Source organism: Halalkalibacter alkalisediminis, assembly GCF_028610705.1.
GTDB classification, from domain to species: Bacteria; Bacillota; Bacilli; order Bacillales; family Bacillaceae_D; genus Halalkalibacter; species Halalkalibacter alkalisediminis.
Genome location: NZ_JAQQWT010000015.1, coordinates 33,729 through 59,608, shown reverse-complemented (window position 1 = coordinate 59,608; position 25,880 = coordinate 33,729). Strand labels below are relative to the sequence as shown.

At 37.8% G+C, this 25,880-nt stretch carries 26 protein-coding genes and 1 pseudogene; 16 read left to right on the top strand and 11 right to left on the bottom strand.

The genetic code is table 11. From position 1 onward, the window contains the following. Nucleotides 1–4: 4 nt before the first annotated feature. Nucleotides 5–1,366 carry an aldehyde dehydrogenase gene (locus PQ474_RS17545; RefSeq protein ID WP_273845939.1) on the top strand — a complete coding sequence of 454 codons (1,362 nt, stop codon included), beginning with the start codon at nucleotides 5–7 and terminating at the stop codon, nucleotides 1,364–1,366. 538 nt (nucleotides 1,367–1,904) lie between these two features. Further along, complete coding sequence (locus PQ474_RS17540) at nucleotides 1,905–3,362, top strand: catalase (protein ID WP_273845937.1); 1,458 nt, start codon at nucleotides 1,905–1,907, stop codon at nucleotides 3,360–3,362. Nucleotides 3,363–3,428: 66 nt separating this feature from the next. Here PQ474_RS17540 and PQ474_RS17535 read toward each other — a convergent pair. Beyond that, nucleotides 3,429–3,578: pseudogene (locus PQ474_RS17535) on the bottom strand (zinc ribbon domain-containing protein); the annotation flags it as partial. A gap of 128 nt (nucleotides 3,579–3,706) precedes the next feature. On the opposite strand from PQ474_RS17535, the gene PQ474_RS17530 reads away from it, so the two are divergent. Further along, a complete protein-coding gene (locus tag PQ474_RS17530; protein WP_273845935.1) occupies nucleotides 3,707–5,320 on the top strand; it encodes a gamma-glutamyltransferase family protein in 1,614 nt (537 codons plus the stop codon). 151 nt (nucleotides 5,321–5,471) lie between these two features. On the opposite strand, the gene PQ474_RS17525 is transcribed toward PQ474_RS17530, so the two are convergent. Next, nucleotides 5,472–5,921 carry an Lrp/AsnC family transcriptional regulator gene (locus PQ474_RS17525; RefSeq protein ID WP_273845933.1) on the bottom strand — a complete coding sequence of 150 codons (450 nt, stop codon included), beginning with the start codon at nucleotides 5,919–5,921 and terminating at the stop codon, nucleotides 5,472–5,474. Nucleotides 5,922–6,071: 150 nt separating this feature from the next. On the opposite strand from PQ474_RS17525, the gene PQ474_RS17520 reads away from it, so the two are divergent. Next, nucleotides 6,072–7,844, top strand: a complete 1,773-nt coding sequence (locus PQ474_RS17520) for a M3 family oligoendopeptidase (protein ID WP_273845931.1) — start codon at nucleotides 6,072–6,074, stop codon at nucleotides 7,842–7,844. A 163-nt stretch (nucleotides 7,845–8,007) separates the two neighbouring features. Here PQ474_RS17520 and PQ474_RS17515 read toward each other — a convergent pair whose 3' ends face one another. Together PQ474_RS17515 and PQ474_RS17510 are read right to left on the bottom strand one after the other, a co-directional pair. Beyond that, entirely contained in the window at nucleotides 8,008–8,148 is a 141-nt protein-coding gene (locus tag PQ474_RS17515; protein ID WP_273845929.1) for a hypothetical protein, read from the bottom strand. 13 nt (nucleotides 8,149–8,161) lie between these two features. Next, the gene (locus tag PQ474_RS17510) at nucleotides 8,162–8,305 is read right to left on the bottom strand and encodes a BH0509 family protein (RefSeq protein WP_273845927.1); all 144 of its coding nucleotides are present in this window, start codon (nucleotides 8,303–8,305) and stop codon (nucleotides 8,162–8,164) included. Between the two features lie 295 nt (nucleotides 8,306–8,600). Here PQ474_RS17510 and PQ474_RS17505 point away from each other — a divergent pair, with 295 nt between their 5' ends. Continuing rightward, on the top strand, nucleotides 8,601–9,320 hold the full coding sequence (locus tag PQ474_RS17505) for a YebC/PmpR family DNA-binding transcriptional regulator (RefSeq protein ID WP_273845925.1): 720 nt from the start codon (nucleotides 8,601–8,603) through the stop codon (nucleotides 9,318–9,320). Between the two features lie 169 nt (nucleotides 9,321–9,489). Here PQ474_RS17505 and PQ474_RS17500 read toward each other — a convergent pair whose 3' ends face one another. The 4 genes from PQ474_RS17500 to PQ474_RS17485 form a co-directional block, all read right to left on the bottom strand. Continuing rightward, nucleotides 9,490–9,831, bottom strand: a complete 342-nt coding sequence (locus PQ474_RS17500; protein WP_273845923.1) for a zinc ribbon domain-containing protein YjdM — start codon at nucleotides 9,829–9,831, stop codon at nucleotides 9,490–9,492. A gap of 477 nt (nucleotides 9,832–10,308) precedes the next feature. After that, nucleotides 10,309–11,343 carry a cytochrome d ubiquinol oxidase subunit II gene (locus PQ474_RS17495; RefSeq protein ID WP_273845921.1) on the bottom strand — a complete coding sequence of 345 codons (1,035 nt, stop codon included), beginning with the start codon at nucleotides 11,341–11,343 and terminating at the stop codon, nucleotides 10,309–10,311. A gap of 26 nt (nucleotides 11,344–11,369) precedes the next feature. Further along, a complete protein-coding gene (locus PQ474_RS17490; RefSeq protein ID WP_273845919.1) occupies nucleotides 11,370–12,704 on the bottom strand; it encodes a cytochrome ubiquinol oxidase subunit I in 1,335 nt (444 codons plus the stop codon). 184 nt (nucleotides 12,705–12,888) lie between these two features. After that, nucleotides 12,889–13,038 (bottom strand): FbpB family small basic protein, encoded by a 150-nt coding sequence (locus PQ474_RS17485; protein ID WP_273845914.1) that lies wholly within the window; start codon nucleotides 13,036–13,038, stop codon nucleotides 12,889–12,891. Between the two features lie 425 nt (nucleotides 13,039–13,463). On the opposite strand from PQ474_RS17485, the gene PQ474_RS17480 reads away from it, so the two are divergent. From PQ474_RS17480 to PQ474_RS17470, 3 genes are all read left to right on the top strand, one after another. Continuing rightward, a complete protein-coding gene (locus tag PQ474_RS17480; protein WP_162831770.1) occupies nucleotides 13,464–13,610 on the top strand; it encodes a hypothetical protein in 147 nt (48 codons plus the stop codon). A gap of 90 nt (nucleotides 13,611–13,700) precedes the next feature. Beyond that, complete coding sequence (locus tag PQ474_RS17475; protein WP_273845908.1) at nucleotides 13,701–14,666, top strand: MBL fold metallo-hydrolase; 966 nt, start codon at nucleotides 13,701–13,703, stop codon at nucleotides 14,664–14,666. Between the two features lie 95 nt (nucleotides 14,667–14,761). Continuing rightward, a complete protein-coding gene (locus PQ474_RS17470) occupies nucleotides 14,762–15,136 on the top strand; it encodes a hypothetical protein (RefSeq protein ID WP_273845906.1) in 375 nt (124 codons plus the stop codon). Between the two features lie 308 nt (nucleotides 15,137–15,444). On the opposite strand, the gene PQ474_RS17465 is transcribed toward PQ474_RS17470, so the two are convergent. Continuing rightward, on the bottom strand, nucleotides 15,445–16,599 hold the full coding sequence (locus PQ474_RS17465) for an MFS transporter (protein ID WP_273845904.1): 1,155 nt from the start codon (nucleotides 16,597–16,599) through the stop codon (nucleotides 15,445–15,447). Between the two features lie 146 nt (nucleotides 16,600–16,745). Between PQ474_RS17465 and PQ474_RS17460 the strand changes: the two genes are divergently transcribed. From PQ474_RS17460 to PQ474_RS17445, 4 genes are read left to right on the top strand one after another with little or no spacing between them, the layout of a single operon-like run. Then, entirely contained in the window at nucleotides 16,746–17,135 is a 390-nt protein-coding gene (locus PQ474_RS17460; protein ID WP_273845903.1) for an OsmC family protein, read from the top strand. After that, complete coding sequence (locus tag PQ474_RS17455; protein WP_273845901.1) at nucleotides 17,128–17,745, top strand: YitT family protein; 618 nt, start codon at nucleotides 17,128–17,130, stop codon at nucleotides 17,743–17,745. The genes PQ474_RS17460 and PQ474_RS17455 overlap by 8 nt, the downstream gene beginning before the upstream one ends. A gap of 29 nt (nucleotides 17,746–17,774) precedes the next feature. Further along, nucleotides 17,775–19,160 carry an MATE family efflux transporter gene (locus tag PQ474_RS17450; protein ID WP_273845900.1) on the top strand — a complete coding sequence of 462 codons (1,386 nt, stop codon included), beginning with the start codon at nucleotides 17,775–17,777 and terminating at the stop codon, nucleotides 19,158–19,160. A gap of 18 nt (nucleotides 19,161–19,178) precedes the next feature. Further along, nucleotides 19,179–19,793, top strand: coding sequence for a YczE/YyaS/YitT family protein (locus tag PQ474_RS17445; protein ID WP_273845898.1), 615 nt, complete (start codon nucleotides 19,179–19,181; stop codon nucleotides 19,791–19,793). Between the two features lie 53 nt (nucleotides 19,794–19,846). Here the strand turns inward: PQ474_RS17445 and proC are convergent, their stop codons facing one another. After that, nucleotides 19,847–20,656, bottom strand: coding sequence for a pyrroline-5-carboxylate reductase (gene proC, locus PQ474_RS17440; protein ID WP_273845896.1), 810 nt, complete (start codon nucleotides 20,654–20,656; stop codon nucleotides 19,847–19,849). Between the two features lie 274 nt (nucleotides 20,657–20,930). Between proC and PQ474_RS17435 the strand changes: the two genes are divergently transcribed. Further along, nucleotides 20,931–21,737, top strand: a complete 807-nt coding sequence (locus PQ474_RS17435; protein ID WP_273845895.1) for a YfkD famly protein — start codon at nucleotides 20,931–20,933, stop codon at nucleotides 21,735–21,737. A gap of 101 nt (nucleotides 21,738–21,838) precedes the next feature. Here PQ474_RS17435 and yfkAB read toward each other — a convergent pair whose 3' ends face one another. Then, nucleotides 21,839–22,948 carry a radical SAM/CxCxxxxC motif protein YfkAB gene (yfkAB, locus tag PQ474_RS17430; RefSeq protein ID WP_273846021.1) on the bottom strand — a complete coding sequence of 370 codons (1,110 nt, stop codon included), beginning with the start codon at nucleotides 22,946–22,948 and terminating at the stop codon, nucleotides 21,839–21,841. A gap of 162 nt (nucleotides 22,949–23,110) precedes the next feature. Here yfkAB and PQ474_RS17425 point away from each other — a divergent pair, with 162 nt between their 5' ends. The 3 genes from PQ474_RS17425 to PQ474_RS17415 all read left to right on the top strand — a co-directional run bounded on the left by PQ474_RS17425 (nucleotide 23,111) and on the right by PQ474_RS17415 (nucleotide 25,755). Then, entirely contained in the window at nucleotides 23,111–23,299 is a 189-nt protein-coding gene (locus tag PQ474_RS17425; protein WP_273845892.1) for an SE1561 family protein, read from the top strand. A gap of 11 nt (nucleotides 23,300–23,310) precedes the next feature. After that, complete coding sequence (locus PQ474_RS17420) at nucleotides 23,311–23,952, top strand: histidine phosphatase family protein (protein ID WP_273845889.1); 642 nt, start codon at nucleotides 23,311–23,313, stop codon at nucleotides 23,950–23,952. 258 nt (nucleotides 23,953–24,210) lie between these two features. Further along, the gene (locus PQ474_RS17415; protein WP_273845886.1) at nucleotides 24,211–25,755 is read left to right on the top strand and encodes a fumarate hydratase; all 1,545 of its coding nucleotides are present in this window, start codon (nucleotides 24,211–24,213) and stop codon (nucleotides 25,753–25,755) included. Nucleotides 25,756–25,880: the final 125 nt, after the last annotated feature.

Sequence of the window (25,880 nt, the reverse complement as noted above, 5' to 3'; positions counted from 1 at the left end):
AATCATGTATGTCGATCTGTTAGAAAGACAACGATTATTTTTTCATCAAGGAAAAACTCGAGATATCTTTTTTCGCAAAGAGCAGTTAGAAGTTTTAAAAAGGTCCATTAAAACACGTGAACATGATTTGATGAACGCGTTAAAGGTCGATTTGAATAAGTCGACCGAGGAAGCGTTCCTAACAGAAATTGCTCCTCTTTATCAAGAAATATCTCATACCATTAAACATTTAACAAAATGGTCTAAACCTCAAAAAGTAAAGGCACCTATTTCTCATTTTGGTTCTAGGGGAGTTGTGTACTCAGAACCACATGGCTTAACGCTTATTATCGCTCCATGGAATTACCCTGTTCAATTAGCATTTGCGCCTTTAATTGGAGCCATTGCAGGTGGGAACTGTGCTGTGATAAAACCATCGGAGTTAACTCCGAACACTTCTAAAATTATTAAAGAGCTTTTGAATGAATCTTACAGTAAAGATTACATTTGCGTTGTAGAAGGTGCGGTAGAGACAAGTCAACGATTGTTAGAGCAACCATTTGATTATATTTTCTTCACAGGAAGTGTGGCAGTTGGAAAAGTAGTAATGGAAGCGGCCGCCAAGCAACTAATTCCTGTTACACTAGAGCTTGGAGGCAAGAGTCCAGCAGTTGTTGATAAGAGTGCCAAGCTAGACTTGGCTGCTAAACGAATAGCTTGGGGAAAGTTTATTAATGCAGGGCAGACATGTGTAGCTCCTGATTATGTGCTCGTCCATGAAGAGGTAAAAGATAGTTTTCTCAATCATTTAAAGAAACAGATGGATGAGTTATTCTCACAAAAGATAAAAAGTGGGAGTTACCCTAGAATAGTGAGTGAGCGCCACTTTGAACGATTACTTTCATTCTTAAATGAGGGTGAAGTGATTAAAGGTGGAGATTTCAATCGTGAAAACCTTGTGATCTCACCTACACTGCTTGAGGAAGTTGATTGGAACGAAACAATGATGAAAGAAGAAATATTCGGACCTCTTTTACCTATTTTTTCTTATCGAGAAGCGGAAGAGGCAATCTCAATCATTCGTGATCGACCATGCCCATTGGCATTTTATATATTTGCTGAGAATGAAGAAATGCAGAAACGGTTTATTCATGAACTTCCATTTGGCGGAGGGTGTATCAATGATACGGTTATGCATTTAGCTACACCTTATTTGCCGTTTGGTGGAAAGGGTGAAAGTGGAATAGGTGCTTATCATGGATATAACAGTTTCTTAGCTTTTACCCATAGAAAAAGTATATTGAAGCAGACAACTCGATTTGATCTACCTATTCGTTATAGACAGGATGAAAAGGCAATGAGTCTCTTAAGGAAGATCTTCCGTTAAATAAGCATTTAATGAAGAGTTTTTTCAATAGGTTTACTTAAGATGAGAAAATAATAGAGTGCTCCATAGGTATTAAACCTGTAGAACATTGGTTCTACAGGTTTTTTGTCATTAAGAAAAAGTAATTTCAATTCTTTCTTTAAAATAATTATCGTTTATCGTTGACATTGGTTTGATCGTTTTGTAAAATGATAAACGTAATCAGTTAATAATAATTATAAAAAAGAAGTTATTGTAGTTTCTGAACTTTGTAATTCAGCAAGTATTACATTTACATTCTATAATTCTCTAATTCTCTATTCCTATTAATAGAATTCATCTATACATGAATAGGAGTGGAAGAAAAAATGGAAATGGCTGGGTTGGGTGGTAGGTACTTCTTTAACGTTCTAAGTACATTGCGATACATAATTCCAGCAATGTAAAAGTTACCTGATGAAACGACCAAAAACGTTGTTGATCACTCCTTAAATGTGTTCCATATTTAAGGGAATAGGTTAAAAACTAAATAAACAAATGTTTTAGAGGAGGAATAAATATGAAAAAATTATCAACAAATCAAGGTGCTCCTATTTACGACAATCAAAACTCTCGTACGGCTGGTCAACGTGGGCCGACTTTACTTGAAGACTATCAATTAATTGAGAAGCTAGCTCATTTTGATCGCGAGCGTATTCCTGAGCGTGTTGTACATGCCCGTGGTGCTGGAGCTCATGGTGTATTTAAAGTAAAAAATGACTTAAAGCGTTATTCAAAAGCCGCATTGTTTTCAGATGTAGGTAAAGAAACACCAGTGTTTGTTCGTTTCTCAACAGTTATTCATGGTCTCCATTCTCCTGAGACTCTTCGTGACCCACGTGGTTTTTCAACTAAATTTTATACAGAAGAAGGAAACTGGGATTTAGTAGGAAATAATCTTCCAGTATTCTTTATTCGTGATGCGATGAAATTCCCTGACTTAGTTCATTCTTTAAAGCCAGACCCTCGTACTGGACTTCAAGATCCTGATCGTTACTGGGATTTCTGGACGCTAAGACCTGAAACAACGAATATGTTAATGCATCTATTATCAGATGAAGGAATTCCTGCTGATTACCGTCATATGCGTGGTTCGAGTGTTCATGCTCTTAAACTAGTTAATGAGTTTGGTAACACGGTTTATGCTAAGTTCCGTTGGGTTCCAAAGCAAGGTGTGAAAAATCTATCAGCTGAAGAGGCTGCTGAAATTCAAGCTAACAACTTTAACCATGCGAGTCAAGATTTATATGAAGCAATTGAAAATGGTGATTTTCCAGAGTGGGACTTCTATGTTCAAATTCTAGAGCCAGCTGATATGGATCATTTTGATTTTGATCCACTTGATGCAACAAAGGATTGGTTTGAAGAGGATATTCCGTATCAACTTGTTGGAACAATGACACTAAACAAAAACCCTGAGAATATCTTTGCTGAAACGGAACAAGTTGGATTCAACCCAGGTGTAGTAGTACCAGGAATTGAGCCTTCTGAAGATAAATTACTTCAAGGCCGCTTGTTCTCGTACTCAGATACACAACGTTACCGCGTTGGTCCTAACTATTTACAACTACCAATTAACTGTCCATTTGCCCAAGTAAGCAACAATCAACGTGATGGTGCAATGACATTTAAGCAACAAGAAGAACGTATTAACTACGAGCCAAATCGTTATGAGCACACGCCAAAAGAAGATGGTGCTTATACAGATGCCCAAATGCCTATTCAAGGTGTTGCTGGCAGACGAGAAATTGATAAGACGAACAATTTTGGTCAAGCTGGTCAAGTTTACCGTCGTTATTCTAAGGAAGAGCAAGACGCTCTAGTGAAAAACCTGACAAATGACTTACAATCTGTTGCTGAGCAAACGAAACTTCTTGCTGTATGTAACTTCTACCGTGCAGATGAAAGTCTAGGAAGTCGTCTTGCAGAAAACTTAGGATTTGATATTTCTCCATACTTGCAACACATTAATAACTAATTCTCAGAAAAAGGAAGGCTCTCTGGAGTCTTTCTTTTTATATTACATAAAAAAGATGAGAAGAGTTTAGCTACCAAAAAAGAAATCAATTATATTTGATGCGGTTGAAGTTTGACTATTATATAGTTCTGAGTAACCGCAATTTGTGCAATAGACAACAAGAAATTTATTGTGCTGAATGTCAAACATTTTGGAAAGACCTGTTCCAGTAGTAGCTGGATAAAATACTGGAATTATCAGAAAAATGAAATCTTTAATAGACGACGTTTGTTAGTTTCCATTATAATTAAAATATAATTGTTTAGTTTTTCGAAATAAATAGATCGTTAAGGGGGAAATAACATATGAGTTTTGATGCGCATACATATCCTTATTCATCTCAAAGAAACGTTGTATACGGCAGAAAAGGGATGGTTGCTACTTCGCAGCCGTTAGCAGCTGAAGCTGGATTAGATATATTAAAACTTGGAGGTAATGCGATTGATGCAGCGATTGCAACTGCTGCTTGCTTAACGGTAGTAGAACCAACATCTAATGGCATAGGCTCTGATTGCTTTGCTTTAGTGTGGGTAGATGGAAAGCTTCATGGACTTAATGGAAGTGGTCAGTCACCAAAAAACCTGTCGATTGAGGCGGTTAAAGAAGCTGGTTATGAAAAAGAGTTACCTAAGTTTGGAATGGTTCCGGTGACCGTACCAGGAACTCCTGGAGCTTGGGCGGAGCTTTCGCAAAAATTCGGAAAATTATCATTAACAGATGTATTAGCACCTGCTATTAAATACGCAGAAGAAGGGTTCCCTCTGTCTCCTACGCTCGCTAAATATTGGGGTAATGCCTACAAAGCTTATTCACGTTCCGTAGAAGGAGACGAATTTAAGCCATGGTTTGAGACTTTTGCGCCTAATGGAAAAGTTCCTAAAGCCGGTGAGATGTGGAAATCTTCTGGACATGCCTATACGCTACGGTTAATCGCAGAAACAAACGGAAAAGCCTTCTATGAAGGAGAGTTGGCGGATCAAATTGATGCCTTCTTCCAACAGCACGGAGGCTTTTTAAGAAAAGAGGATTTAAAAGCATATAAGCCTGAATGGGTTGAGCCGATTAGTGTTGAGTATCGTGGCTATCAGGTTTGGGAAATTCCACCGAATGGCCAAGGGTTAATTGCGTTAGAAGCGTTGAATATTTTAAAAGGTTATAGATTTACAGAAAAAGAATCAGTCGATACGTATCATAAGCAAATTGAAGCCATAAAATTAGCTTTCGTTGATGGAATGAAGTATATTACAGATCCGAGTTCGATGAGTGTTTCTGTTGATGAACTTCTTTCTGAGGAGTATGCGAATACACGTCGCGACCTAATTGGTGAAGAAGCGATTACTCCTGAGCCGGGGACACCACAAAAAGGTGGAACGGTCTATTTAGCTACAGCTGATGGTGAAGGAAACATGGTATCTTTCATCCAAAGTAACTATATGGGCTTTGGTTCTGGTATTGTTGTTCCTGGGACGGGGATTGCGATGCAAAACCGTGGACATAACTTTTCACTTAATCCAAGCCACGACAATGCCCTCAAGCCAGGCAAGAAAACGTACCATACGATTATTCCTGGCTTTCTCACAAAAGGAGACGAGGCAGTAGGTCCATTTGGTGTAATGGGTGGGTTTATGCAGCCACAAGGTCATGTACAAGTGGTTGTTAATACAGTTGATTTTGCATTGAATCCACAAGCGACCTTAGATGCTCCGCGCTGGATGTGGTCAGTAGGAAAAAGAGTTCATGTTGAGCGTTCTCTTTCTCCACATATTGCAGAGGCTTTAACCCGAAAAGGACATCAAATAAAAGTGGAAGTAGATGGTGGGCCGTTTGGAAGAGGTCAAATTATTTGGAGAGATCCTGAAACTGGAGTCTTAGTTGGAGGAACGGAGTCAAGAACAGATGGTCATATAGCGGTTTGGTAATTTTATCTATCAAGATGTGAGAAGAACGTTAAGAGATGAATCCTCCTAACGTTCTTCACTTTAGTTAGACTTTTTATTTATTTATTTATTTATTTAACGACCAAGGAGTTAAAGGTGTCCGAGTCGAACTATTTATATAGATGTGTGTTCATTACAATTTCATGCCACTACGGCTTTTAAAACGTCTAAGCAAAATATGACTTTCAACTCTAGTGATTCCTTTTAAAGCATATAGTTCTTCATTAATAAACTGTTCTAATTGCTCAAAGTCCTCGACAAGTACATGCATATGAAGGGTACTAGGACCTGTCATTTGATAGCAACTAGCTACTTTAGGATTCTCTGCTAATGTTTCTGCTACTGAAACGAGACATGTCGGTTCGCAATCTACTTCAAAAAAAGCCGAAACTTTTTTTCCTATTTTATCTGAATTGATCACAACGCTAAATTTCTCGATTATTTCCTCTTCCATTAGCTGATTGATACGTTCACGAATAGCTACGCGAGAGAGCCCGAGTTCTTTTGCGATATCTACATATGACATACGCCCATTAATCGTTAAGAGCTCTAGTATTTTTCGGTCGGTAGTGTCTAGTTTCATTCCTGTTTTCACACCCCTTTGTAACATAGATATCCACATTATAGAACATTTTGTAAGGTGAAAACATCTTTCTTAGTATTTGTGGTTTAATTGTTAAAATTCTGATAAACTGTTATTACGGGTATCGAAATATTGAGGAGGAATCGTTTTATGAAGTTTCCGGAAGTTTGGGATTTAGAATCGATTTTTAAAGGTGGAAGCACGTCAGAAGAATTTAAATTATTTGTGGCAGAAACAGATCAACTTTTGGAAAATCTAGATCATCTACTTAATGAGGAAATGACGCTAGACCGATTAGAAGCCTATATACATAATGTACAAGTTTATATGCAGCGTTCGAGAGAGGCTGGAGCTTTTATTAGCTGCTTAACAGCACAAGATGTAAAAGACAAAGAAGCTATGCTATGGCTTGGAAAGATCACAGAACAAAATACTCAAATTCAAAATATTTGGGGCGTTCTTGAAGATATAATGGTTGCTCTATCTACAGAGGAGTGGAACCGTTTAATCTCACGTCCTTCTTTGTCAGGTGTCATTTTCAATTTAGAAGAGCGTCGTACACAGGCAAATGAAAAATTGCCTCCAGCACAAGAAAAGTTAGCAGGACAACTTGCTATTGACGGCTACCATGCATGGGGAAATGTTTATAATAGTGCAGTTGGTCGTATGCAAATTCCATTTGAAGAGGATGGAGAAGAAAAATTATTATCAGCAGGTCAACTGCAAAACCGTTTAAATAGTGCTGATCGTGACGTGCGAGAGAAGGCGTTTGATATTTCAGAGAAAGCGTGGGAAAAAGAAGGAGATTTATTTGCTTCCACCTTAAATCATTTAGCGGGTTTTCGCCTAAATTTATATAAAGCAAGAGGATGGGATAGTGTATTAAAAGAACCACTTGCCATTAACCGTATGAAAGAAGAAACGTTAGATGCTATGTGGCAAACAATTACAGATAATAAACCGAAACTATATAAGTTTATGGAACGTAAAGCGCAGTTACTAGGAGTCGAAAAGCTTGCGATGCATGATGTTCATGCTCCACTACCAGTTGAAGGGGATACAACGATTTCATATGAAGATGCTTGTGAGCTAATTATTAAGCATTTTAACACGTTTAGTCCGAAATTGGCTTCGTTTACAGAGGGAGCTCTACGTGATGGATGGATTGAAGCAGAAGATCGCTCTGGAAAAAGACCAGGTGGATTTTGCACATCATTTCCTTTATCTAAACAGTCGCGCATTTTTATGACTTACGATGGCACGATGGCGAATGTCGCAACTTTAGCTCATGAGCTTGGACATGCCTATCATGGGCATTGCTTAAAGAATATGGACCCACTTGCACAACGATATGCGATGAATGTAGCTGAGACGGCCTCTACATTTGCTGAAACGATCATCTCGGATGCTTTAGTGAAAGAAGCTCCTTCAGAAGATGTAAGGCTATCATTACTTGAAAATAAAATCTCGCGCTCGCTCGCTTTCTTTATGAATATTCATTCGCGCTTTCTATTTGAAACAAGGTTTTATGAAGCTCGTAAAGAAAAAATGTTGTCAGTTGATGAGCTGAATTCAATAATGGAAGAAGCTCAAAAAGAAGCTTATGGAAATCAACTTTCATCGTATTCGCCAACTTTCTGGGCGTCAAAATTACATTTCCATATTACAGGTGTTCCGTTTTATAATTTCCCGTATACGTTTGGTTTCTTATTTAGTCTTGGTATTTATAAAAAAGCGCTCGAAGCTGGACGTTCATTTGAAGATGATTACATTGCTTTGCTACAGGATACAGCGAGTATGACAGTTGAAGACTTAGCTCTGAAGCACCTTCAAATTGATTTAACAAGCAAAGATTTCTGGCAGGAAGCCATTGACCTTGTGTTAGTAGATGTTGATGAATTTATGGAACTGACAGAAAAGTAACAAAATAAGATGGCAGAGAGGACTAAATCCATTACGATTTAGTTCTTTTGCTTGTTGCCACATTTACAAGTAAATAAAAAGCCACCTGTTTTCCTAAAAGTTAGGATTAAACGGATGGCATTAGGAGACATCAATGTCACTATTCATATTTTCACTCCAAAGTTTAGTTAGTGTATTGGCTTATCATTTGTTCAACTTGTTCTTGTGTTACAGTTTGAATGAATTTTATCATATCGATTGGCTGCATCCCAAATAGCTCGCATTGTTCAGTGTATTGTCGATAAGCTCTCTCGTACGTTTCCATTTAGCATCCTCCTTTACTCCGCGTTTTCTTCTTGAAAGTAAGTTGTTTCATAAATGTGTTCAATATCAGCATCTGTCATATAAAGCAAATCATCACGATGAATCCTTCTTGTCTGTTCAATATATCGGACCATGTTTTGGCGCTCCATTCTACTCATGATTAATTCCTCCTCTCTTTCTGTTTTATAACAATAAACCTATGTTATTTTCTATTATATAACAGATTAAAGGTGAGTCAACAGCTATTTTGAAATTCTTTGAATTTTTGTTAGAACTTTAGATGGGAAATCAAACAGTTTTCATACATAAAATGCTTGTAATTGTTTTTTAAGCTCGAAAAATTCCATATAAATAAGGTATAATATAACCTAGTTGTATTAGGGGAAAGATTAAACGCTATAAAGCGATAAGACGCTAATGTGAGATATAAATGGAAAGAGAGTGAGTTACGTTATGGGTCGTAAATGGAATAATATTAAAGAAAAAAAGGCGTCAAAAGATGCAAATACAAGCCGGATTTATGCAAAGTTTGGTCGTGAAATCTATGTAGCGGCAAAGCAAGGTGAACCAGATCCTGAATCAAACCGAGCGCTTAAAGTTGTACTTGAGCGTGCAAAAACATATAGTGTACCGAAATCAATTATTGATCGTGCCATTGAAAAAGCCAAAGGCGGCTCAGAAGAAACGTATGACGAACTTCGTTATGAAGGATTTGGACCAAATGGATCAATGGTTATCGTTGATACGTTAACAAATAACGTCAACCGTACAGTTGCTGAAGTGCGTTCTGCGTTCAAGAAAAATGGCGGTAACATGGGAGTAAGTGGATCAGTTGCATTTATGTTTGATGCCACAGCGGTAATTGGTCTTGAAGGAAAGACAGCAGATGAAGTACTTGAACTTTTGATGGAAGCAGATGTCGACGTTCGAGATATTATAGAAGAAGATGAAGCGGTTATCGTTTATGCTGAACCAGACATGTTTCATGCAGTCCAAGAAGCGTTTAAAAATGTTGGGATCACAGATTTTACCGTAGCTGAATTAACAATGCTTGCTCAGAATGACGTAACACTTTTGGAAGAAGATCAAGTTCAATTTGAAAAATTGATTGATGCATTAGAGGATTTAGAAGATGTACAGCAAGTCTATCACAATGTTGATTTTGGTGAGTAAAAAATAGTCGAGCAAAGCCGAATCGAATATAAGGGAACAAAAGAAGTCGAGTGTAAAATCGAATAGGTTTTTATACTCGGCTTTTATTATTTGTTTTTTTTCTTTTAAACTGCTCAAACGAAAAGCCACCCATATTTGGATAACTTTTCGTTCGAGGATTACTTCGTATTTACGCTTTTTTAACAAATTCAGATTTTAATTTCATCGCTCCGAAACCATCAATTTTACAATCAATATCGTGATCCCCTTCAACTAGACGAATATTTCTTACTTTTGTTCCTATCTTTACGACTAGTGAACTTCCTTTTACTTTGAGATCTTTGATGACTGTTACAGTATCACCATCATTTAGAATATTTCCGTTTGCATCTTTGATCGTCTTATTCTCTTCGATTGTTTCAGTTTCTGACTCAAGGGTCCACTCATGTCCACATTCTGGGCAAACAAGGAGATTTCCATCTTCATATGTATATTCTGAATTACATTTTGGACAATTTGGCAAATTAGCCATAATCTTAATTCCTCCGCTCGTTAATAATCATTCAAAAGACAAAGATAACCAATATTTCTTATAGACTAAAAAAACGTTCAACAGAAGCACAAGTAAATGCATTCTTATGCTTTTTCCCTTATTACGTACGATTCAATTATTATAGCAGAGATGGATTAGTATAAGTGTAGCCTTTTATAATGAAATGCAAAATATTTTCTGATCTAGAGACCTAACTATACACTTTAGGTACTTCAAATCACGAAAAACGAGAATACACTGTCATAATTCCCTCTTTGGTACTTCATGTCTTTCCCTTTCCCTTTTTTATTTCGAGTCACGGAAAATAAACTCTGCACTTCGTACACTTTGAATACATTACACATTGTAGTTGAAGATGTATTAGACTTAAAAGTATTTGAAGATTGAAGAGATTTGAATAGAGCACAAAAATCTTGAGGACATTTTTCCTCAAGATTTTGTGGTTTATTAAAAGATTTAGTGAGGTGCTTCCTGTCTCAAATATCGCTTATCTTTCATAAACAGACGCCAGAACCAGATGAAAACAGGAATGAGTATGGCCATCCCAACCCCATAGCCGATTAACAAGGATTGAAACATGATCTCATTTGTGAATGTATCGTAGATCGTGACATTTGGATAAAGGAAGTAGGGCATATGGGCTGAACCATAGGCAAAGCTCGCTAACCCAAACTGTAAAGCAATTAAGAGTACGGCTACTCGTGGTTGGCCGACACTTACTTTTTTAGACGGCCACCAAAGGGCACTATAACCGGTGGCAAAAGCTAGTAAGGATAAGGTGAATAGCAACCATTCATTAGCCATATTTTCAAACATCCAAAACGCTTCTGGAATTAACGTGAAAATTGCACCTACAGCAAAGGATAAGGTTATAGGTCCAAGGATAATCGCATTTTTACGGTATACATGATATGTTTCTTCTGAATTAGCTTCACGTGCATAATCACTTAATAACAAAGAGGACAAAAATAGCTCTGTACTAAGTCCAAATCCTAAATGGGTGTAGAAAGTAGGGCTTGTGAACAGCTGATTGAGCAAGACATATTGTCGATCGCCAATCGTTTCAACAAATCCTCCTATTGCGGCTGGCAAAATACTAATTAGTAGGGCAGGAATTAATAATCCTGTTACCCCTGAAATGATAACGAGCATATTAGTGTATTTTTGAACGGTGTAAGAATAAACCATGAAGGCACTTCTAATCGTTAAAAAGAATAGAACCAAGCAAAAAGGCACAATCATTAGTGTTCCTAGTGTTGCTGCAGCGCCAGGGAAAAAACCAACTAAGGCGACAACAAGTAAGACCAAAAATACGTTGGTCACTTCCCACGAAGGAGATAAATAACGATTTGCAATACTTGCGGCTTTTGTATCCGTTCTTTTCCGGTAGTACATCGCCCAAAATCCGGCTCCAAAGTCAATCGATCCCGCAATAGCGTACATAAAGAGAAAGATCCAAATAATAATTATCGCAATATAAACAGATTCCATGAGATCACTCCTCTCTAAACAGATTTTTAGTTAATGGTATGCAATTCTTCTGATACAGGATTTCGATAAAAATAAAAATGCATGACAAGTCCTGTAATAACAAGCAGTACAACATAAAGGGAGATGAACAATACAAAAAGCATACCTAAATTTCCTGAATTGGTGGCAGCCTCACTTGTCAGTTGAAATCCATAAATGGTCCAAGGTTGTCGACCTGTACAACTGAAAATCCATCCCGTCTCAATCCCGATCATAGCAAGTGGTCCTGAAACAACAATCCCAGCTAAGAGCCATTTAGGGAATGGCTTTTGTTTTTTACGACCTAGAAACCAAAATAACCAATAGATTCCGGCAAGGGCAAGGAGCGCTGAGCCTATTCCGACCATAACGTTAAAGAGTGTATGAACAAATAAAGGGGGCCACTCTTCTTCGGGATAATCATATAATCCGCGAACTACTCCGTCAGTAGAGCCTGTTGCAAGCCAGCTGAGCATACCAGGGATTTCAATGCCGCCAACAACTCTCCCAGCTTCAGGATCAGGTGTGCCCATAATTGCCAATGGAGCATTGGGTTGGGTTTCAAATAAACCCTCTGCTGCAGCGAGTTTAACAGGAATATGCTCATGTAACATGATGGCTGTATCGTGCCCACTATTAGCTGTATAGACAGACATGAGCAAAGCAACAGCAAGTGAAAGAGACAAACCTTTTCGATGATAAGTAGTTTCTCTATCGCTAAGTCCTCCACGGAATAGCTTATAAGCAGCAACAGCTGCAAGAACAAAGGCTCCTGTCATATATGCACTTCCGACCACGTGTAAGGAAGTCACAAAGAAACTAGGATTGAATACAGCAGCTAAAGGTTGTACATTTGTAATTTGACCATCAACCATTTCAAACCCTCTAGGGGTATTCATCCATGCGTGAGCATCTGTAATTAGAACGGCTGAAGCCGTTGCGCCAAGTGCAACAAAGAACACACTAATAATTCTCATCGTCGGAGAAAGACGATCAGCAGCATATACGTAGATAGAAAGAAATAATGCTTCTAGAAAGAAAGCAAAAATTTCAATTTGAAAAGGAAGAGCAATGACTTGCCCTACAATTTCCATGAAGCCTGGCCAAAGAAGACTAAGCATGACAGCTACGATTGTTCCTGATGGAATCGCAACCCCAAGTAAGATCGCAACGCCCTTTGTCCACCTCTTGGCAAGAGTGCCATAATCCCCGTCTTTTCGAATGATCCGCATGATCTCAGCAAGAAGTATCATTAACGTAATTCCTACACCTAGAGTTGCGAAGATAATATGAAAAGCAATTGAAGAACCAAAAATTGTGCGCGCAAGCATGACATTATCCATTTTTCTTACTTCCTTTCGAATCAGATAGATGTAAAAATATGCTCATTTAGAAAAAATGATCATAACGAAAAAATCACATCTAATGCTTATACTGTGCGTTAACATCATTAGTAATATTCGTAAAAAGATCCATTTAATTAAATAAAAAGAACGAGTTACCGTAACTGGTAACTCGTTCTCAATATTATTTAGTATAATTTTTATCTTGTTCAGTTGTCTTAGACGAACGTTCATCGAGTCGTTCATCGATTTTCGCTAAGGCTTCAGGATCATTTAGTAATTGCTTTTTATTTTCTAACACTAATTCTTCAAATGAAGTTGATTGTCTTCGCATTTCCAGCCCACCTTTTAATAGTGAAAATATCTTCTACACCATTGTAACAAGTAAAACACTATAATAATAGAATAATTGTTACAATTTTTAGAATAAAATAATATTAGCAAAATTTGTCGATTTAGGAAAGGGAAATGTATACCGATCGAAAACCACAGACTTATCCACAGTGTTTTATCTTGTTTTAGTGGATACTCACAAGGAAATGAGAATTATACACAAGTTTATAGGTAGTTATCAACAGTTTGTGTTGATAAGTCTGTGTATAAAAAATGTGCCTGTACAAGATAAAAAAACTATTTACAAAAACGGCTTCTATTGTTAGAATATTTTTAACAATTAGAAAAAGTAACTGTGACGCTGTGTTGAAAGTGAGCGACTGCTCGATCAACTACATTATATAAAAAAAAAAGGGAGAGAGAACCATGACCGTATCAGAGAAAAAAATGATTGAAGAAATGCAAAAGAAATTAGATCGTTTAGCTAATGAATTAAATGAACTTAAGAAATCAGGGCACGATGGATTTGAAAAATTAGAAACAGATCATTTCTTAACACAAGCGTATAACTAACGCGCATAATTTAAGAGTGTCTAATGAATTTAATTAGGACACTCTTTTTTGGTTGTGCAGATAAATATTAAAAAGAGGAGTGCTATTCTTATGACCGTTCAATCGGAAACGATTCATCAACTTACCATTCCCACTCCATTTCTGGTAGGACCTGTTCACGTTTATTTAATTTGTAGTGATACGTTAACACTCGTAGATACGGGCCCTTTAACACTAGAAGGAAAAGCATCACTAATCAGTCAATTAGATATTCTCGGTTATAAACTGGAGGATATCGAACAAGTTATCCTAACACATCATCATCCAGATCATGTCGGGCTTGCGGGACTTTTTAAATCAGCTGTATTAATAGGACATCGATATTTACGCCCCTGGTTAAGGAAAGAGGATCAATTTTTTAAAAGATACAAATCGTTTTTTGAAGAGTTTTATCATGCTCATGGCTTTTCACAATCAAATATTGAAAAGGTTTCCAAGTCTAGTCAAGCATATATGAGTTTTATTGAGAAGACAGACTTGGATGTGATTGTAAGTCATGGAGATGAAGTTCCTGGCCTAAAAGGTTGGCGTGTATTAGAAGTTCCAGGTCATGCGCAGAATCATATTATGATTGTGCGAACAAAGGATCATACTGCTATTGGAGCTGATGTGCTTCTAGGATCAATCTCTTCAAATGCCTTATTAGAAGCCCCGATGGATGGTGGGCAAGAGAGGCCCAAAACACTTATTCAATATCGAAAATCCTTACAGCTCGTCCAGGATTTAAATTTACAATTATTAATGCCTGGCCATGGGGAAATAATTATGAACGTTAATGACCTAATTGATCAGCGTCTAGAAGGCCATCTTACTCGGGCCAATGTCATTAAGAATTTATTAGGTAATAAACGTTTGAGTGCGAACGAAATTAGCTATCAGCTATTTAAGGAGAAACATCTTAAACAACCCGATTTAACTTTTTCTGAGACTTTAGGGCATTTAGATTTATTAGTAGAGCAGAGTGATCTAATAGTCACAGAGATAGAAGGGATTTATTTATATCATAAAATTGAATGAGTAATCATTCAAAAATAGATCTGGTTAGACCTTTTCTTTTTCTGACTTTTCTTGCTAGAATAAGAGTTAGAAGATAAATAAGAGGAGGGACTCTGTTGGACAAGAAAAAAAGCAACTCATTAAAGTTAGTCTGGATTTTTGGATTACTACTTGTTTCAGTTATACTAGCTAAGAGGGAATGGAGAACTAGAATTTTAGCTGAGCTAAAACAGGCAAAAGAAACAACTGAAAATACGATTGAGTTCATTAGAGATAACCGCGAACAAGTCTTTGAACAAGTAAGAACGACTGTAACCGACGTTTCTACTGTAGTTCGAGATATCACAAATGATGTAAAAAAGATTAGTGAGACTGCCTCACATTTGAAAGAAAGCTCCGAAGAAATTGTTAAAGCAACAAAAGAAGCAGCGGATGAAATGAAGAATTTAAAGAAGAGTTTACATAGTGGAGATACAAATCCTTTTAGATAATGCTTGGTGTAGAGACTCAAAAAGAGCGTAAATTACCTTTTGAGTCTCTTTATTATGTTACTCTATTTTCATTTTTTCGATTTTTGGATTTACGAGAGGGAAAGATTTATGCGACTCTTTGGATTATATACTACTAGCAGGCCAAACTCCATGATGTTCAGAGCAAATGTAACTAATTAAGAAGGGGCAATGCCTAATGAAAGTGGAGATAAAAGTGGCATTGCGCTGCTTCAAATGGTCATTCCTCGTTGCAAGAAAGCTGTTCTTTTGAATACTCAAAAAGCATCGATATAAGTCGATGCTTTCTGTCATGTATTTGTAAGAGGTTTTTTAAAAGAGGTAACAGCGAGGAAGACAACAAATAACATGGTGCTAATAATGAGAAAAAAGCTCAACCCACCAATAAATTGAATAAAGACTCCACCTAAGTAAGGACCTAATAAACTCCCTAAACTAAAGGCAATGCCACAAAGGATATTTCCAGTAGGTAAAAGAGATTTTGGAGTTAAATCGGTCATATAACTGATCCCGAGTGAAAAGGTGGACCCAACAAGCATACCAGCTAAGAACAAGCAAATCGTTAATCCAATAATGGTTTGTTCTAAGAAACTAGCGATGAAAAAGGATAGGCTTCCGAAGAACAAAATGAGAGATAAGATTCTTTTCCTTCCATATTTATCGCTTACTATCCCCAGGGGAAGTTGAAAAACGATTCCTCCAAAAGCAAATGATGCTAATAAGATCGATACCTGAGTGACATCTAGCCCGATTCTCAACCCGTAAATGGGGAAACTTCCATTGAGAGAAGCTTCTAAAAATCCGTATCCTAAAGCTGGTAACAAAGCCACCCAAGCATATTTGAGAGTTTTACCGAAACGACTTGCAGTGTCCCAGAAAGAGGACAATTCTAATGCTTGTTCAGGAAAATCATTACGTAAAAGAAATAAAAACAACCAAGCCACTAAACAAAGCCCTGCTGAAATCATAAACGGTAAAGCTTCGTTAATCGAAACTAAGGGTGTTATTAAAGGTCCAGCAGCAAAGCCGATTCCAAAGAACAAACCATAAATGCTTATGTTCCGTCCACGCTGTTCTTTTGGGGTGGAAGAAGTAATCCATGTTTGAGTACCAAAGTGAAGAGCGTTATCGCCAATCCCTATGCATAAGCGAAGGAAGAACCAAAACCAAAACGTTTTCCACAAAGGGAATAAGGCTAATGCGATTACCACGATCAAGCCACCTGTTAGAATGATGGGCTTATACCCATATCTTCTTAAGGGAGGTTCCATGAATGGAGAAATAATTAGAATTCCTATATATAGGGCGGTTGCGTTTAAACCATTTAAGGTAGCAGACACCCCGTCTTGTTCAAAGATTATCGAGATAAGTGGTAGAAGCATACCTTGGCTAAAGCCACTTATAGCAACAATGCTTACTAATATCCAAAAACGCAAGCGGTCCATATTATTATTCCCTCACTTCTAAAATGCGACTTTTTTATTTTATCTCCTTCTATCTCAAAATACCATATGTCATTAAGAGAAAGAACATGACGTTCACTTAGGAGACTGTTACAATAAAAGACATGTATATTGAAGGAGGGAAACGAATGGAATTTACAATGAAAGAAAATAGCTTTGTAACAGAATTTGAATTTGGAACACTTGAAGTGTCTGGGAATGCCGATTATGGATTTAGGCCATATCAACTTCTCGTTTCTTCCATTGCTGTATGTAGTGGTGGCGTGTTAAGAAAAGTGTTAGATAAAAAGCGAATAAAATACGAGGATATTAAAATAAATGCTAACGTGAAACGAAATGAGGCAGGTGTGAATGAAGTGACAGACATTCATATTCACTTTGTTCTTGTTGGAATAGACGGAACTGATGAAAAAATAGCGAAAGCATTAGAAATCGCAACGAAAAATTGCCCGATTGTTCAGTCCGTTAAAGATTCTATCCGTATAACAGAGACGTTTGAACGCGTAGAATATGAATAGTAAGGATATACAATCCCTGGTCGCCTTAGCATGTGGAGCAGTGCTACAAGGGGCGGCCATGGCTTTGTTTTTATTCCCTCATAATATCGCATCTGGTGGAGCGGCGGGTATCGCTATTTTAGCTGAATTATGGTTCGATATTCCCCATGCAGTCACGATTTGGGGCTTAAACCTTTCTCTCCTCCTAGTGTCATTACGGTGGATAGGATATAAAAGTAGTTTTAAGACGATCTATACGGTAACGATTACTTCGTTTACAATCTCCTTGATTCAATTATTCCCCATTTCATTTGCCGTTCCCATTTATTTGAGTATGGTAATTGGTGCGGGTCTGTTTGGATTTGGAATTGGGGTGCTCTTTCGAAACGGAGCTTCTTCAGGTGGGTTAGCGATCATTGCCCATATCTTTTATCAAGTTCAAGGGATTTTGCCTGGTAAGTCTCTATTTGTGATGAATATGTTTGTTTTCTTAATCGTTTCTTATTTCATCGATTGGCGTTTGTTTGTATTTGCAGTTGTTACACAATGGGTTGCAACAAAGGTTCTTAATCAAGTCGTAATCTATCCATTAACTAAAAATGAAACGAAAGATACCGCTGTTTCGGCTTAGCCTTTGTTTGATTAAAGAGGGAGAATAACATGTTACAATCTAAACAATTAGATTTTACGGAAGGCCGTATCATGAAAAAGATGATTCTGTTTTCTTGGCCGATTTTTCTGACCAACTTACTGCAATCTTCTTATCAATTGATTGATTCGATTTGGGTGGGAAACTTATTAGGGCCCAGTGCGTTAGGCGCGATTACGATCTCAGCAACAGTTGTGTTCACCATCCTTTCTTTTATTATTGGTTTAAATGGAGCGACATTGACGGTTTTAAGTCAACGAAGAGGAGCCAATGATGAAGAAGGATTAAAAAATTCTCTAAATGCATTTGTGTTTGTTTTAGGTACATTAGCTCTTTTGCTAGGTTTGATTGGTTTTTTGTTTTCAGGTCATATTTTACGCTTTATGGGGACTCCCGGTGATATCTTGCCGCTTGCTCAATCTTATTTACAAATTAATTTTATTGGAATCTTGTTTTTATTTGGGTACAACTTTATTGGAACCGTGTTAAGGGCGTTAGGTGACAGTAAAACACCGATTCGTTTTATTATCATTGCGGTAGTACTTAACACAGTATTGGATCCGCTATTTATTCATGTATTTCAATGGGGGATTGATGGAGCGGCTTATGCTACGATTATTTCTCAAGGGACGGCGTTTCTTTATGGGCTCCTTTATTCAATTTATAAAGCAAAGGTACCGTTTCAAATTCCTCGACTTCCGGAAAGAAGGTATTTTATCGTTTTGTTTAAGCTGGGACTGCCTGCCGGATTATCAATGATGACAATTTCAGCAGGGATATTAGCCATTATGACCGTGGTAACAGGGTATGGTGAAGAGGTTGTAGCTGGTTTCGGAGCTGCGCAACGATTAGACAGTTTAATTATGCTTCCAGCACTCACTCTCGGTTCTGCCGTAAATAGTATGGCTGGTCAAAATATTGGAGCACAGCTATGGGAGCGAGTAAATGACATTGCCAAACAGGCAATCATACTTATAAGCATTGTTTCCATTACAATCAGTACGGTCATTTTTTTAGGAGCAGAGCAGCTAATCAGATTATTTGTACAAGATGAAGGAACAGTGCAGTTTGGGGCCGTCTATGTTAAAACAATTGCTTTCTTTTATCCATTTTTAGGGGTGAATTTTGTTCTAAATGGAATAGCCAGAGCAGCTGGTGCGATGTTTCCGATTCTAATCCTTAACATTATCTCTTTTTGGATATTAAGATATCCTTTAACTGCTATTTTCTCAAAATGGCTAGGTGAAAGTGGCATTGCTTTAGGGATGGGGCTTAGTTTCGTCATTAGCAGCGTAGTGGCTTCGGTTTATTATTTCCGCGGAAATTGGCGGAAGATTAGTGAAGATGTTGGCGAAAAAACGGGTAATAAAGAAAAAAATAAAGAAACTGATCAATAGAATAGAGGAAATGTTTATATGAAATCAGTTATGATTAGAGCTTTAAGTTATATCGGGGGGTTGTTAATTGTCTCCTTTGGAGTAACATTGACCATCTTGGCTGGGCTTGGTGCAGGTGCCTGGGATGCATTGAATGTAGGATTGGCCATTCAAACACGATTTTCGGTTGGGAATTGGGTTATATTTGTTGGAATTATCTTGATTGGTGTAAATGCGCTATTAACTAGAACTAAGCCGGTAGTCCATTCTTTGCTTACAATTCTCATCCTAGGATATTTCATTGATTTTTGGCTAATTATTGTATTTAATGATATGTTATTTAGTGGATTTATGTTGCAAATGATTATTCTCTTAATAGCTATAGTCGTTATTGCTTTTGGAGCATCTATATATATGCAAGCTGAATTCGCGCTTATTCCAATAGATGGTTTTATGTTTGCGATAAGGGATGTTTTAGGAGTTAAGTTAATGGTGGCCAAAACGATTGCTGAGCTAATTGCATTAGTAGCTGCATTTATAGTGGGTGGTCCTATTGGAATAGGAACGATTCTTGTCACGTTTTTAATTGGCCCATTAATTCAATTTTTCTTCCCACGAATTGAAAAAAGAATTAATTGGAAAGCGATTCAATAAAATAAAAAAGAGTAACAAAAAGCAGCCTGAGACAATCTTCAGGCTGCTTTTTGTTACTCTTGTCCTTGTTGTTTCGCTCTTTTATTTGTTGCATCAACAGCTTGACCAATTATGTCCACAAACTGGTTATCGGCAAGTGTAGCGAGTCCTGCCGCTGTTGCACCGCCTGGAGAGGTTACTTGCTCTCGTAACTGAGCAGGCTCACGATGCTTATCCAACATAGCGGCGCTACCGATCACCATTTCAAGGACAAGCTTTCTTGCTTGCTCTTTGGTAATTCCAAAGGATAGAGCTGATTGCTCAAGAGCTTCGACAAAATGATATAAAAAGGCTGGTGCACTGCCAGTAATGGCGGTTAAATCGTGGACCTGTTGTTCCGTTAACTGCTCTGCAGTTCCAATAGCCCCAACGATCTGCTGAAAAAGCGCTTGTTGTTCTTTCGTCACATATTGCCCGAATGTATAAATAGACATCGATTTTCTAACATCTGCAGCGGTATTTGGCATCAGCCATGCGACTGCTGTCCCCTTTGGTAAAGCAGCTTCTAACTTTGTTGGGCCAATTCCAGCAGCGACGGTAATCACAAATTGGTGCGATTGAATCATCGGGTTCATTTGATCTAAGACTTTATCGTGTACAGATGGCGGACATGCAAGAATGATCACATCTGCTTGTGGAAAAATATTTACCCAATTAGAGACAGTCTGCACGGGATATTTAATTCCTAGAGTGTGAAGGCGTTCTTGATCACGGTGGTTGGAAATAGTTATTTTGACGTTTAATTCATTCTGAAGCATTCCAGAAAAGATGGCTTCAGCCATTCTCCCAGCTCCAATAAATAAAATATGTAATGGTTTTTGCATGGTATCCTCCTTTTGGAAAGGTTCCTAATATTATGTTTCTGCAATGGCTCCATACGATGTGAGCAAAAGCACGCTCAGATTTTGCTTAAGAGCTGGCATTGTTCGCTCAGTGCAAAGAGTGAAAAGAGTGAAAAGAAAATAAGAAAGCTCCTTTTTTTACTATATCTACGTTACCAGAAAAATGAAGCTTTCGGAAGCGATGGATAATATTTGCCGGAACGCTCACACTAAACTTAATAATATGTCTTCTAGAATAATTAAGGAGGTAATACAGATGAATCGAATAATCGTAGCATTGGTTGCGATATTCTTATTAGCAACATCTGCACACATTTTTGCAGAAGATGATGTCAAAAAGGAAGAGAAAAAAGGATTTACAGTACCAGACTCTGTTGTTAAAATTTCAAAAGAAAATACGTACACGAATCCAACACAGGATTTGCCATACCTTCAACCAAGTGAATTAGCAAAAGAATTGTTAGAGAGCACAGATGTGAAAATTGAAAATCCTGACTTAATTCGTATTTTAAATGAATCAACTATTAATGACTCAAAGTTAGCACTAGGATTTCGTGCTTCAATCTACCTTGGAGAGTGGCCATTAGCATACGATTCAGATGGAACAGAAGTAAACTGGGAATACCAAAAAGTAAACACGAATTATTTGGACAATCGTGGAGGGCGTTCACCACAAAAATTGACATACTTCCAAGAGCAACAAAAGAAAGTAAGTGGTGGTCTCACAGCAAAAATTCCAAATAGTGACGCTGTGAAAAAAATGATGATGATTAAAGCAACAGAGCATACGAACCTACCTTTATCATTTGAAACGGTCATTGGCCAAGGGACAAAAAAAGGAAACACTTACAACATTGCTCCTAAGCAAGTAGGGTATTTAAATAGTTTTGTTCCAGCGGCAAACGAAAAAGGTAAGGTCACGTATGGAGAAGTATACTTAACCTTTAAAGGTGGCAAGCGCAAGCTAGAAGTGAAAAATGTCACACAACAAGGAATTGGTGCGTGGATTCCTATTCAAGATCATCTATCCTTTAGCTTTGTAGCAGCGAATCAGCCTAAATAATATAAACCACTCGGAAATTCAAATCCGAGTGGTTTTTTTACCTATTTTGTTAATGGGACTCGCGATACTTTAATTCCTTCCGTTATCTGAAACCTCTAACGTCATATGTTTGACTTTTTCTTTGTAAAATCAACACTAGGATAGTAAGCATCTTTTACTAGTACGTTCGGTCCTAGGCATTGAACAGATGGGCAATGACAATTGAGTGATTTAGCAAGATTAGAGTTCATCCAAGTGGAATAGGCGTCTACTAAAGTAGTGTTCTGAATATTGCCTAATGGAGGAGTGTCTCCGAAATCTGTTACTATGATATTCCCATCAAAAATGTTTACATTAAGACGAGAACGCCCATCAGGATCGTTTCGAACGGTTACATCCTTTTCTGAATATAACCTTTTTTGTAAGCTTAAATCTGCTTCATTGTCACTACAAGGGTAAAAAGGTAAAGTGCCAAAAAGCATCCAAACATTTGGATCTCGTACGTCTAACAAGCGATGGATGCCTGAACGAATCTCTTCCAATGAAGCAACTTCGAGGTTGCTGGCAAAATCACTTGGGTACATTGGATGAACTTCATGACGTTGACAACCCATTTCAACAATTTGTTCATGAATTTGTTCTAGATGTGGAAGAGTCCGTTTGTTAATCATCGTTTCTGCTGAAACAAGGACGCCTTGACTCGTTAACGCTTTAGCGTTTTCTACCATACGATGAAATAAAGACGCTCTTTGTTCAAAACTTGGCTTACGATCCATCACAGCGAAACCAATCTCAGCAAAATCGTTAACACTTCCATAGTTATGTGAAATATGGAGAACATCAAGATATGGGATAATCTCCTCGTAACGTTTTAGATCCAATGTTAAATTAGAGTTAATTTGAGTACGAATGCCGCGTTCATGTGCATATTTCAGAAGTGGTACAACATAATTGTTAACTGATTTTATTGAGAGCATCGGTTCCCCTCCTGTGATGCTAAAAGCACTCAAAGTCGGGATCTCATCAAGTCTTTGAATAAGTAAATCCAGGGGCAGGGGATCTGGATCTTTTGGCTGTAACGTGTACCCAACTGCGCAATGTTCACATCGCATATTACATAAGGTAGTCGTCGTAAATTCAATATTGGTTAAAGTTGGCTTTCCAAACTTTTTTATATCCTCATACGCTTCCCAAGGGTCGAAGGAGGGCGTTATCGTTGGCAATGAATCAATCACAAAGATCGTACTCCTTTAAAAAAATATTACTGGTCTCATCATAACGTAAAAACCGATGTTTCAAAAGAGCTAGTTTTGACTGCTGACCTTCATTGTGATTGAAGATAGAATCTGTTACACTCTATTTGAAATGATGTGTCATAAAAAGGAGAGAATGAAATGGGTGGAGCAATTCATGATAAAAAAGAACAAATGAACTATTTGCATAATAGATTAAATATGGTTATGACCGTTCTAGATACGATTGAGCCGGAAGAAGCTGGAGTGGAAGAGATTGATCGTCTTCTTGCAATGCTAGATGATATTGAGACAAAATGTAAGCAATTTCGTCACGATTGGTCTGAATAAGGAGTGGTATCGTGAATCTATATTTGATTCGACATGGAGAATCAACAGGGAACCTTGCGGGTAAAATTCAAGGGTGGGAAAATTTCCCTTTGTCTGACTTAGGTCGCAGGCAAGCTGACCTTCTCGCAAATTATCTCAAAGAGATACAGCTCGACTACATTTATAGTAGTGACCTTGTGAGAGCGTCTGATACTGCAAAGACTATAGCGAAGAAAAAAAGCCAATCGGTAAATGAGTGGGATAAAGTCAGAGAGGTTCACCTTGGACCGTTACAGGGATTATCCCGTTCTGAGATCTATGAAAGATTTCCAGAGACTATTGAAAACTCAATTCTAACATCGGGTGTTGTCGGAACAGAAACAATTGAAGAGTTAACAGCCAGATGTCAATATGTGATCGAACAGCTACAAAGAGCTCATAAAAATGACCATGTTGCCATTGTGTCTCACGGTGGATTTATTAGTATTTTGCTCATGTACCTCCTTACTGGAGAGCAGTGGCATATGCTGCACCGACCATTTCAAATTGGGAACACGAGTATTAGTCATATAGAGTGGCCTAAAAATCGAACGAAGCCACTTATTCATTATATTAATCGAACCGGACATCTAGATGTCCTAACTGAGGAATCAGCGAATATGGGTTTATTGTAGGGCGCTCTTCTTAAACAGGGCGTCTATTTTTATTGTCGTAAGTTAGTGGGGAGATCGTTTAAAGGAGTGACAGATTAATGTTCCGGACTCATAGACAAATAGGAGAAGTCAGAGAAAAAAGTATCAGCTTTCTCTAAATGTAAGGTGTTTTCCTAATCTTGGTCTGTACACGCTTCCACTTTTCCCTTTCGGAATTTTTGGACTAGCATTATAATAGATATGATAAGAATCTGTTGTACGGAAAAGGAGATGGATGAAATGAGAAAATTAGAAGAAAGCATGTATCAACTGATTGTTGAAACATCTACTAATCTACCAAATGATGTACGTCGTGCGATTGCTGCAGCTAAAGCTAAAGAGAATGCAGGTACACGCGCAGCTTTATCATTATCTACAATTACTGAAAATATAGGAATGGCTGATGAGAACGTTTCACCTATCTGTCAAGATACAGGAATGCCTACGTTTGAAGTAAAGGTCCCTGTTGGTGTAAACCAAATTGAAATGAAAAAAGCGATCCACGCTGCTATCGCAAGAGCAACAAAAGACAGTAAACTTCGCCCAAATTCTGTAGATTCTCTAACTGGAAAAAATACAGGCGATAACCTTGGGGAAGGGACACCTGTAATCCATTTTCATCAGTGGGAAAAGGATGTTATTGATGTTCGCTTAATCTTAAAAGGGGGGGGCTGTGAGAACAAAAACATTCAATACAGCTTACCAACTGAATTAGAAGGTTTAGGCCGTGCAGGTCGTGATTTAGATGGAATTCGTAAATGTATTATGCATTCGGTTTATCAAGCTCAAGGTCAAGGTTGTAGCGCAGGTTTCATCGGTGTAGGAATTGGTGGAGACAGAACGACTAGTTATTCTTTAGCGAAAGAGCAGTTATTCCGTACTGTTGACGATGTCAATGAGAATCCTGAACTTCAAAAGCTTGAAGATTATGTTCTTGAAAATGCGAATAAACTTGGAATTGGAACGATGGGATTTGGTGGAGAAGCAACTTTACTTGGCTGTAAAGTTGGCGCCATGAACCGCTTACCAGCTAGTTTCTTTGTGTCTGTTGCTTATAACTGCTGGGCTTATCGCCGTTTAGGGGTTGTGCTTGACCAAGAAACAGGAGACATTCAAGAATGGCTTTATAAAGATGGGGAAAAAGTAGACCTAAACGAAGCTGAAAAAGAAATTGCAGCGACCGAAGAAGCAACTACTGAAGTGCGTGAAGTGGTTTTACAAGCGCCAATTACAGAAGAGCAAATTCGTGAACTAAAAGTCGGTGATGTCGTTATTATTAACGGAATGATGCATACAGGCCGAGATGCGATTCATCATCACCTAATGGATCATGACGCTCCAATTGATTTGGACGGTCAAGTGATCTATCACTGTGGTCCTGTAATGATGAAAGATGATCAAGGGGAGTGGCATGTGAAAGCAGCTGGTCCAACAACAAGTATTCGTGAGGAGCCTTATCAAGGCGATATCATGAAGAAATTTGGTATCCGTGCTGTAATAGGAAAAGGCGGAATGGGTCCTAAAACATTAAAAGCACTAGAAGAACACGGTGGAGTTTATCTAAATGCGATTGGTGGAGCAGCACAATATTATGCTGACTGTATTAAGAAAGTAAAAGGCGTGGATTTAATGGAGTTTGGAATTCCAGAAGCGATGTGGCATTTGGAAGTAGAAGGATTTGCAGCGATTGTGACAATGGATTCTCATGGTAATAGTTTGCATGCAGATGTAGACAAGTCTTCACTAGAAAAACTAGGGCAATTTAAAGAGCCTGTTTTTAAATAAAATATGTTTAGGGTCGCTGTATAAAGCGGCTCTTTTTTCTTTAGAAAAAGGTACTTTACTTACTCAATTCATCCATTTTACCATGTCAATCGGTAAGGATACATAAAGGATTTATATCGTGAGAA

Coding starts and splice junctions, on each gene's coding strand:
- PQ474_RS17545 (WP_273845939.1), top strand. CDS start 5: ATGTATGTCGATCTGTTAGAAAGACAACGATTATTTTTTCATCAAGGA.
- PQ474_RS17540 (WP_273845937.1), top strand. CDS start 1,905: ATGAAAAAATTATCAACAAATCAAGGTGCTCCTATTTACGACAATCAA.
- PQ474_RS17530 (WP_273845935.1), top strand. CDS start 3,707: ATGAGTTTTGATGCGCATACATATCCTTATTCATCTCAAAGAAACGTT.
- PQ474_RS17525 (WP_273845933.1), bottom strand. CDS start 5,921: ATGAAACTAGACACTACCGACCGAAAAATACTAGAGCTCTTAACGATT.
- PQ474_RS17520 (WP_273845931.1), top strand. CDS start 6,072: ATGAAGTTTCCGGAAGTTTGGGATTTAGAATCGATTTTTAAAGGTGGA.
- PQ474_RS17515 (WP_273845929.1), bottom strand. CDS start 8,148: ATGGAAACGTACGAGAGAGCTTATCGACAATACACTGAACAATGCGAG.
- PQ474_RS17510 (WP_273845927.1), bottom strand. CDS start 8,305: ATGAGTAGAATGGAGCGCCAAAACATGGTCCGATATATTGAACAGACA.
- PQ474_RS17505 (WP_273845925.1), top strand. CDS start 8,601: ATGGGTCGTAAATGGAATAATATTAAAGAAAAAAAGGCGTCAAAAGAT.
- PQ474_RS17500 (WP_273845923.1), bottom strand. CDS start 9,831: ATGGCTAATTTGCCAAATTGTCCAAAATGTAATTCAGAATATACATAT.
- PQ474_RS17495 (WP_273845921.1), bottom strand. CDS start 11,343: ATGGAATCTGTTTATATTGCGATAATTATTATTTGGATCTTTCTCTTT.
- PQ474_RS17490 (WP_273845919.1), bottom strand. CDS start 12,704: ATGGATAATGTCATGCTTGCGCGCACAATTTTTGGTTCTTCAATTGCT.
- PQ474_RS17485 (WP_273845914.1), bottom strand. CDS start 13,038: ATGCGAAGACAATCAACTTCATTTGAAGAATTAGTGTTAGAAAATAAA.
- PQ474_RS17480 (WP_162831770.1), top strand. CDS start 13,464: ATGACCGTATCAGAGAAAAAAATGATTGAAGAAATGCAAAAGAAATTA.
- PQ474_RS17475 (WP_273845908.1), top strand. CDS start 13,701: ATGACCGTTCAATCGGAAACGATTCATCAACTTACCATTCCCACTCCA.
- PQ474_RS17465 (WP_273845904.1), bottom strand. CDS start 16,599: ATGGACCGCTTGCGTTTTTGGATATTAGTAAGCATTGTTGCTATAAGT.
- PQ474_RS17460 (WP_273845903.1), top strand. CDS start 16,746: ATGGAATTTACAATGAAAGAAAATAGCTTTGTAACAGAATTTGAATTT.
- PQ474_RS17455 (WP_273845901.1), top strand. CDS start 17,128: ATGAATAGTAAGGATATACAATCCCTGGTCGCCTTAGCATGTGGAGCA.
- PQ474_RS17450 (WP_273845900.1), top strand. CDS start 17,775: ATGTTACAATCTAAACAATTAGATTTTACGGAAGGCCGTATCATGAAA.
- PQ474_RS17445 (WP_273845898.1), top strand. CDS start 19,179: ATGAAATCAGTTATGATTAGAGCTTTAAGTTATATCGGGGGGTTGTTA.
- proC (WP_273845896.1), bottom strand. CDS start 20,656: ATGCAAAAACCATTACATATTTTATTTATTGGAGCTGGGAGAATGGCT.
- PQ474_RS17435 (WP_273845895.1), top strand. CDS start 20,931: ATGAATCGAATAATCGTAGCATTGGTTGCGATATTCTTATTAGCAACA.
- PQ474_RS17425 (WP_273845892.1), top strand. CDS start 23,111: ATGGGTGGAGCAATTCATGATAAAAAAGAACAAATGAACTATTTGCAT.
- PQ474_RS17415 (WP_273845886.1), top strand. CDS start 24,211: ATGAGAAAATTAGAAGAAAGCATGTATCAACTGATTGTTGAAACATCT.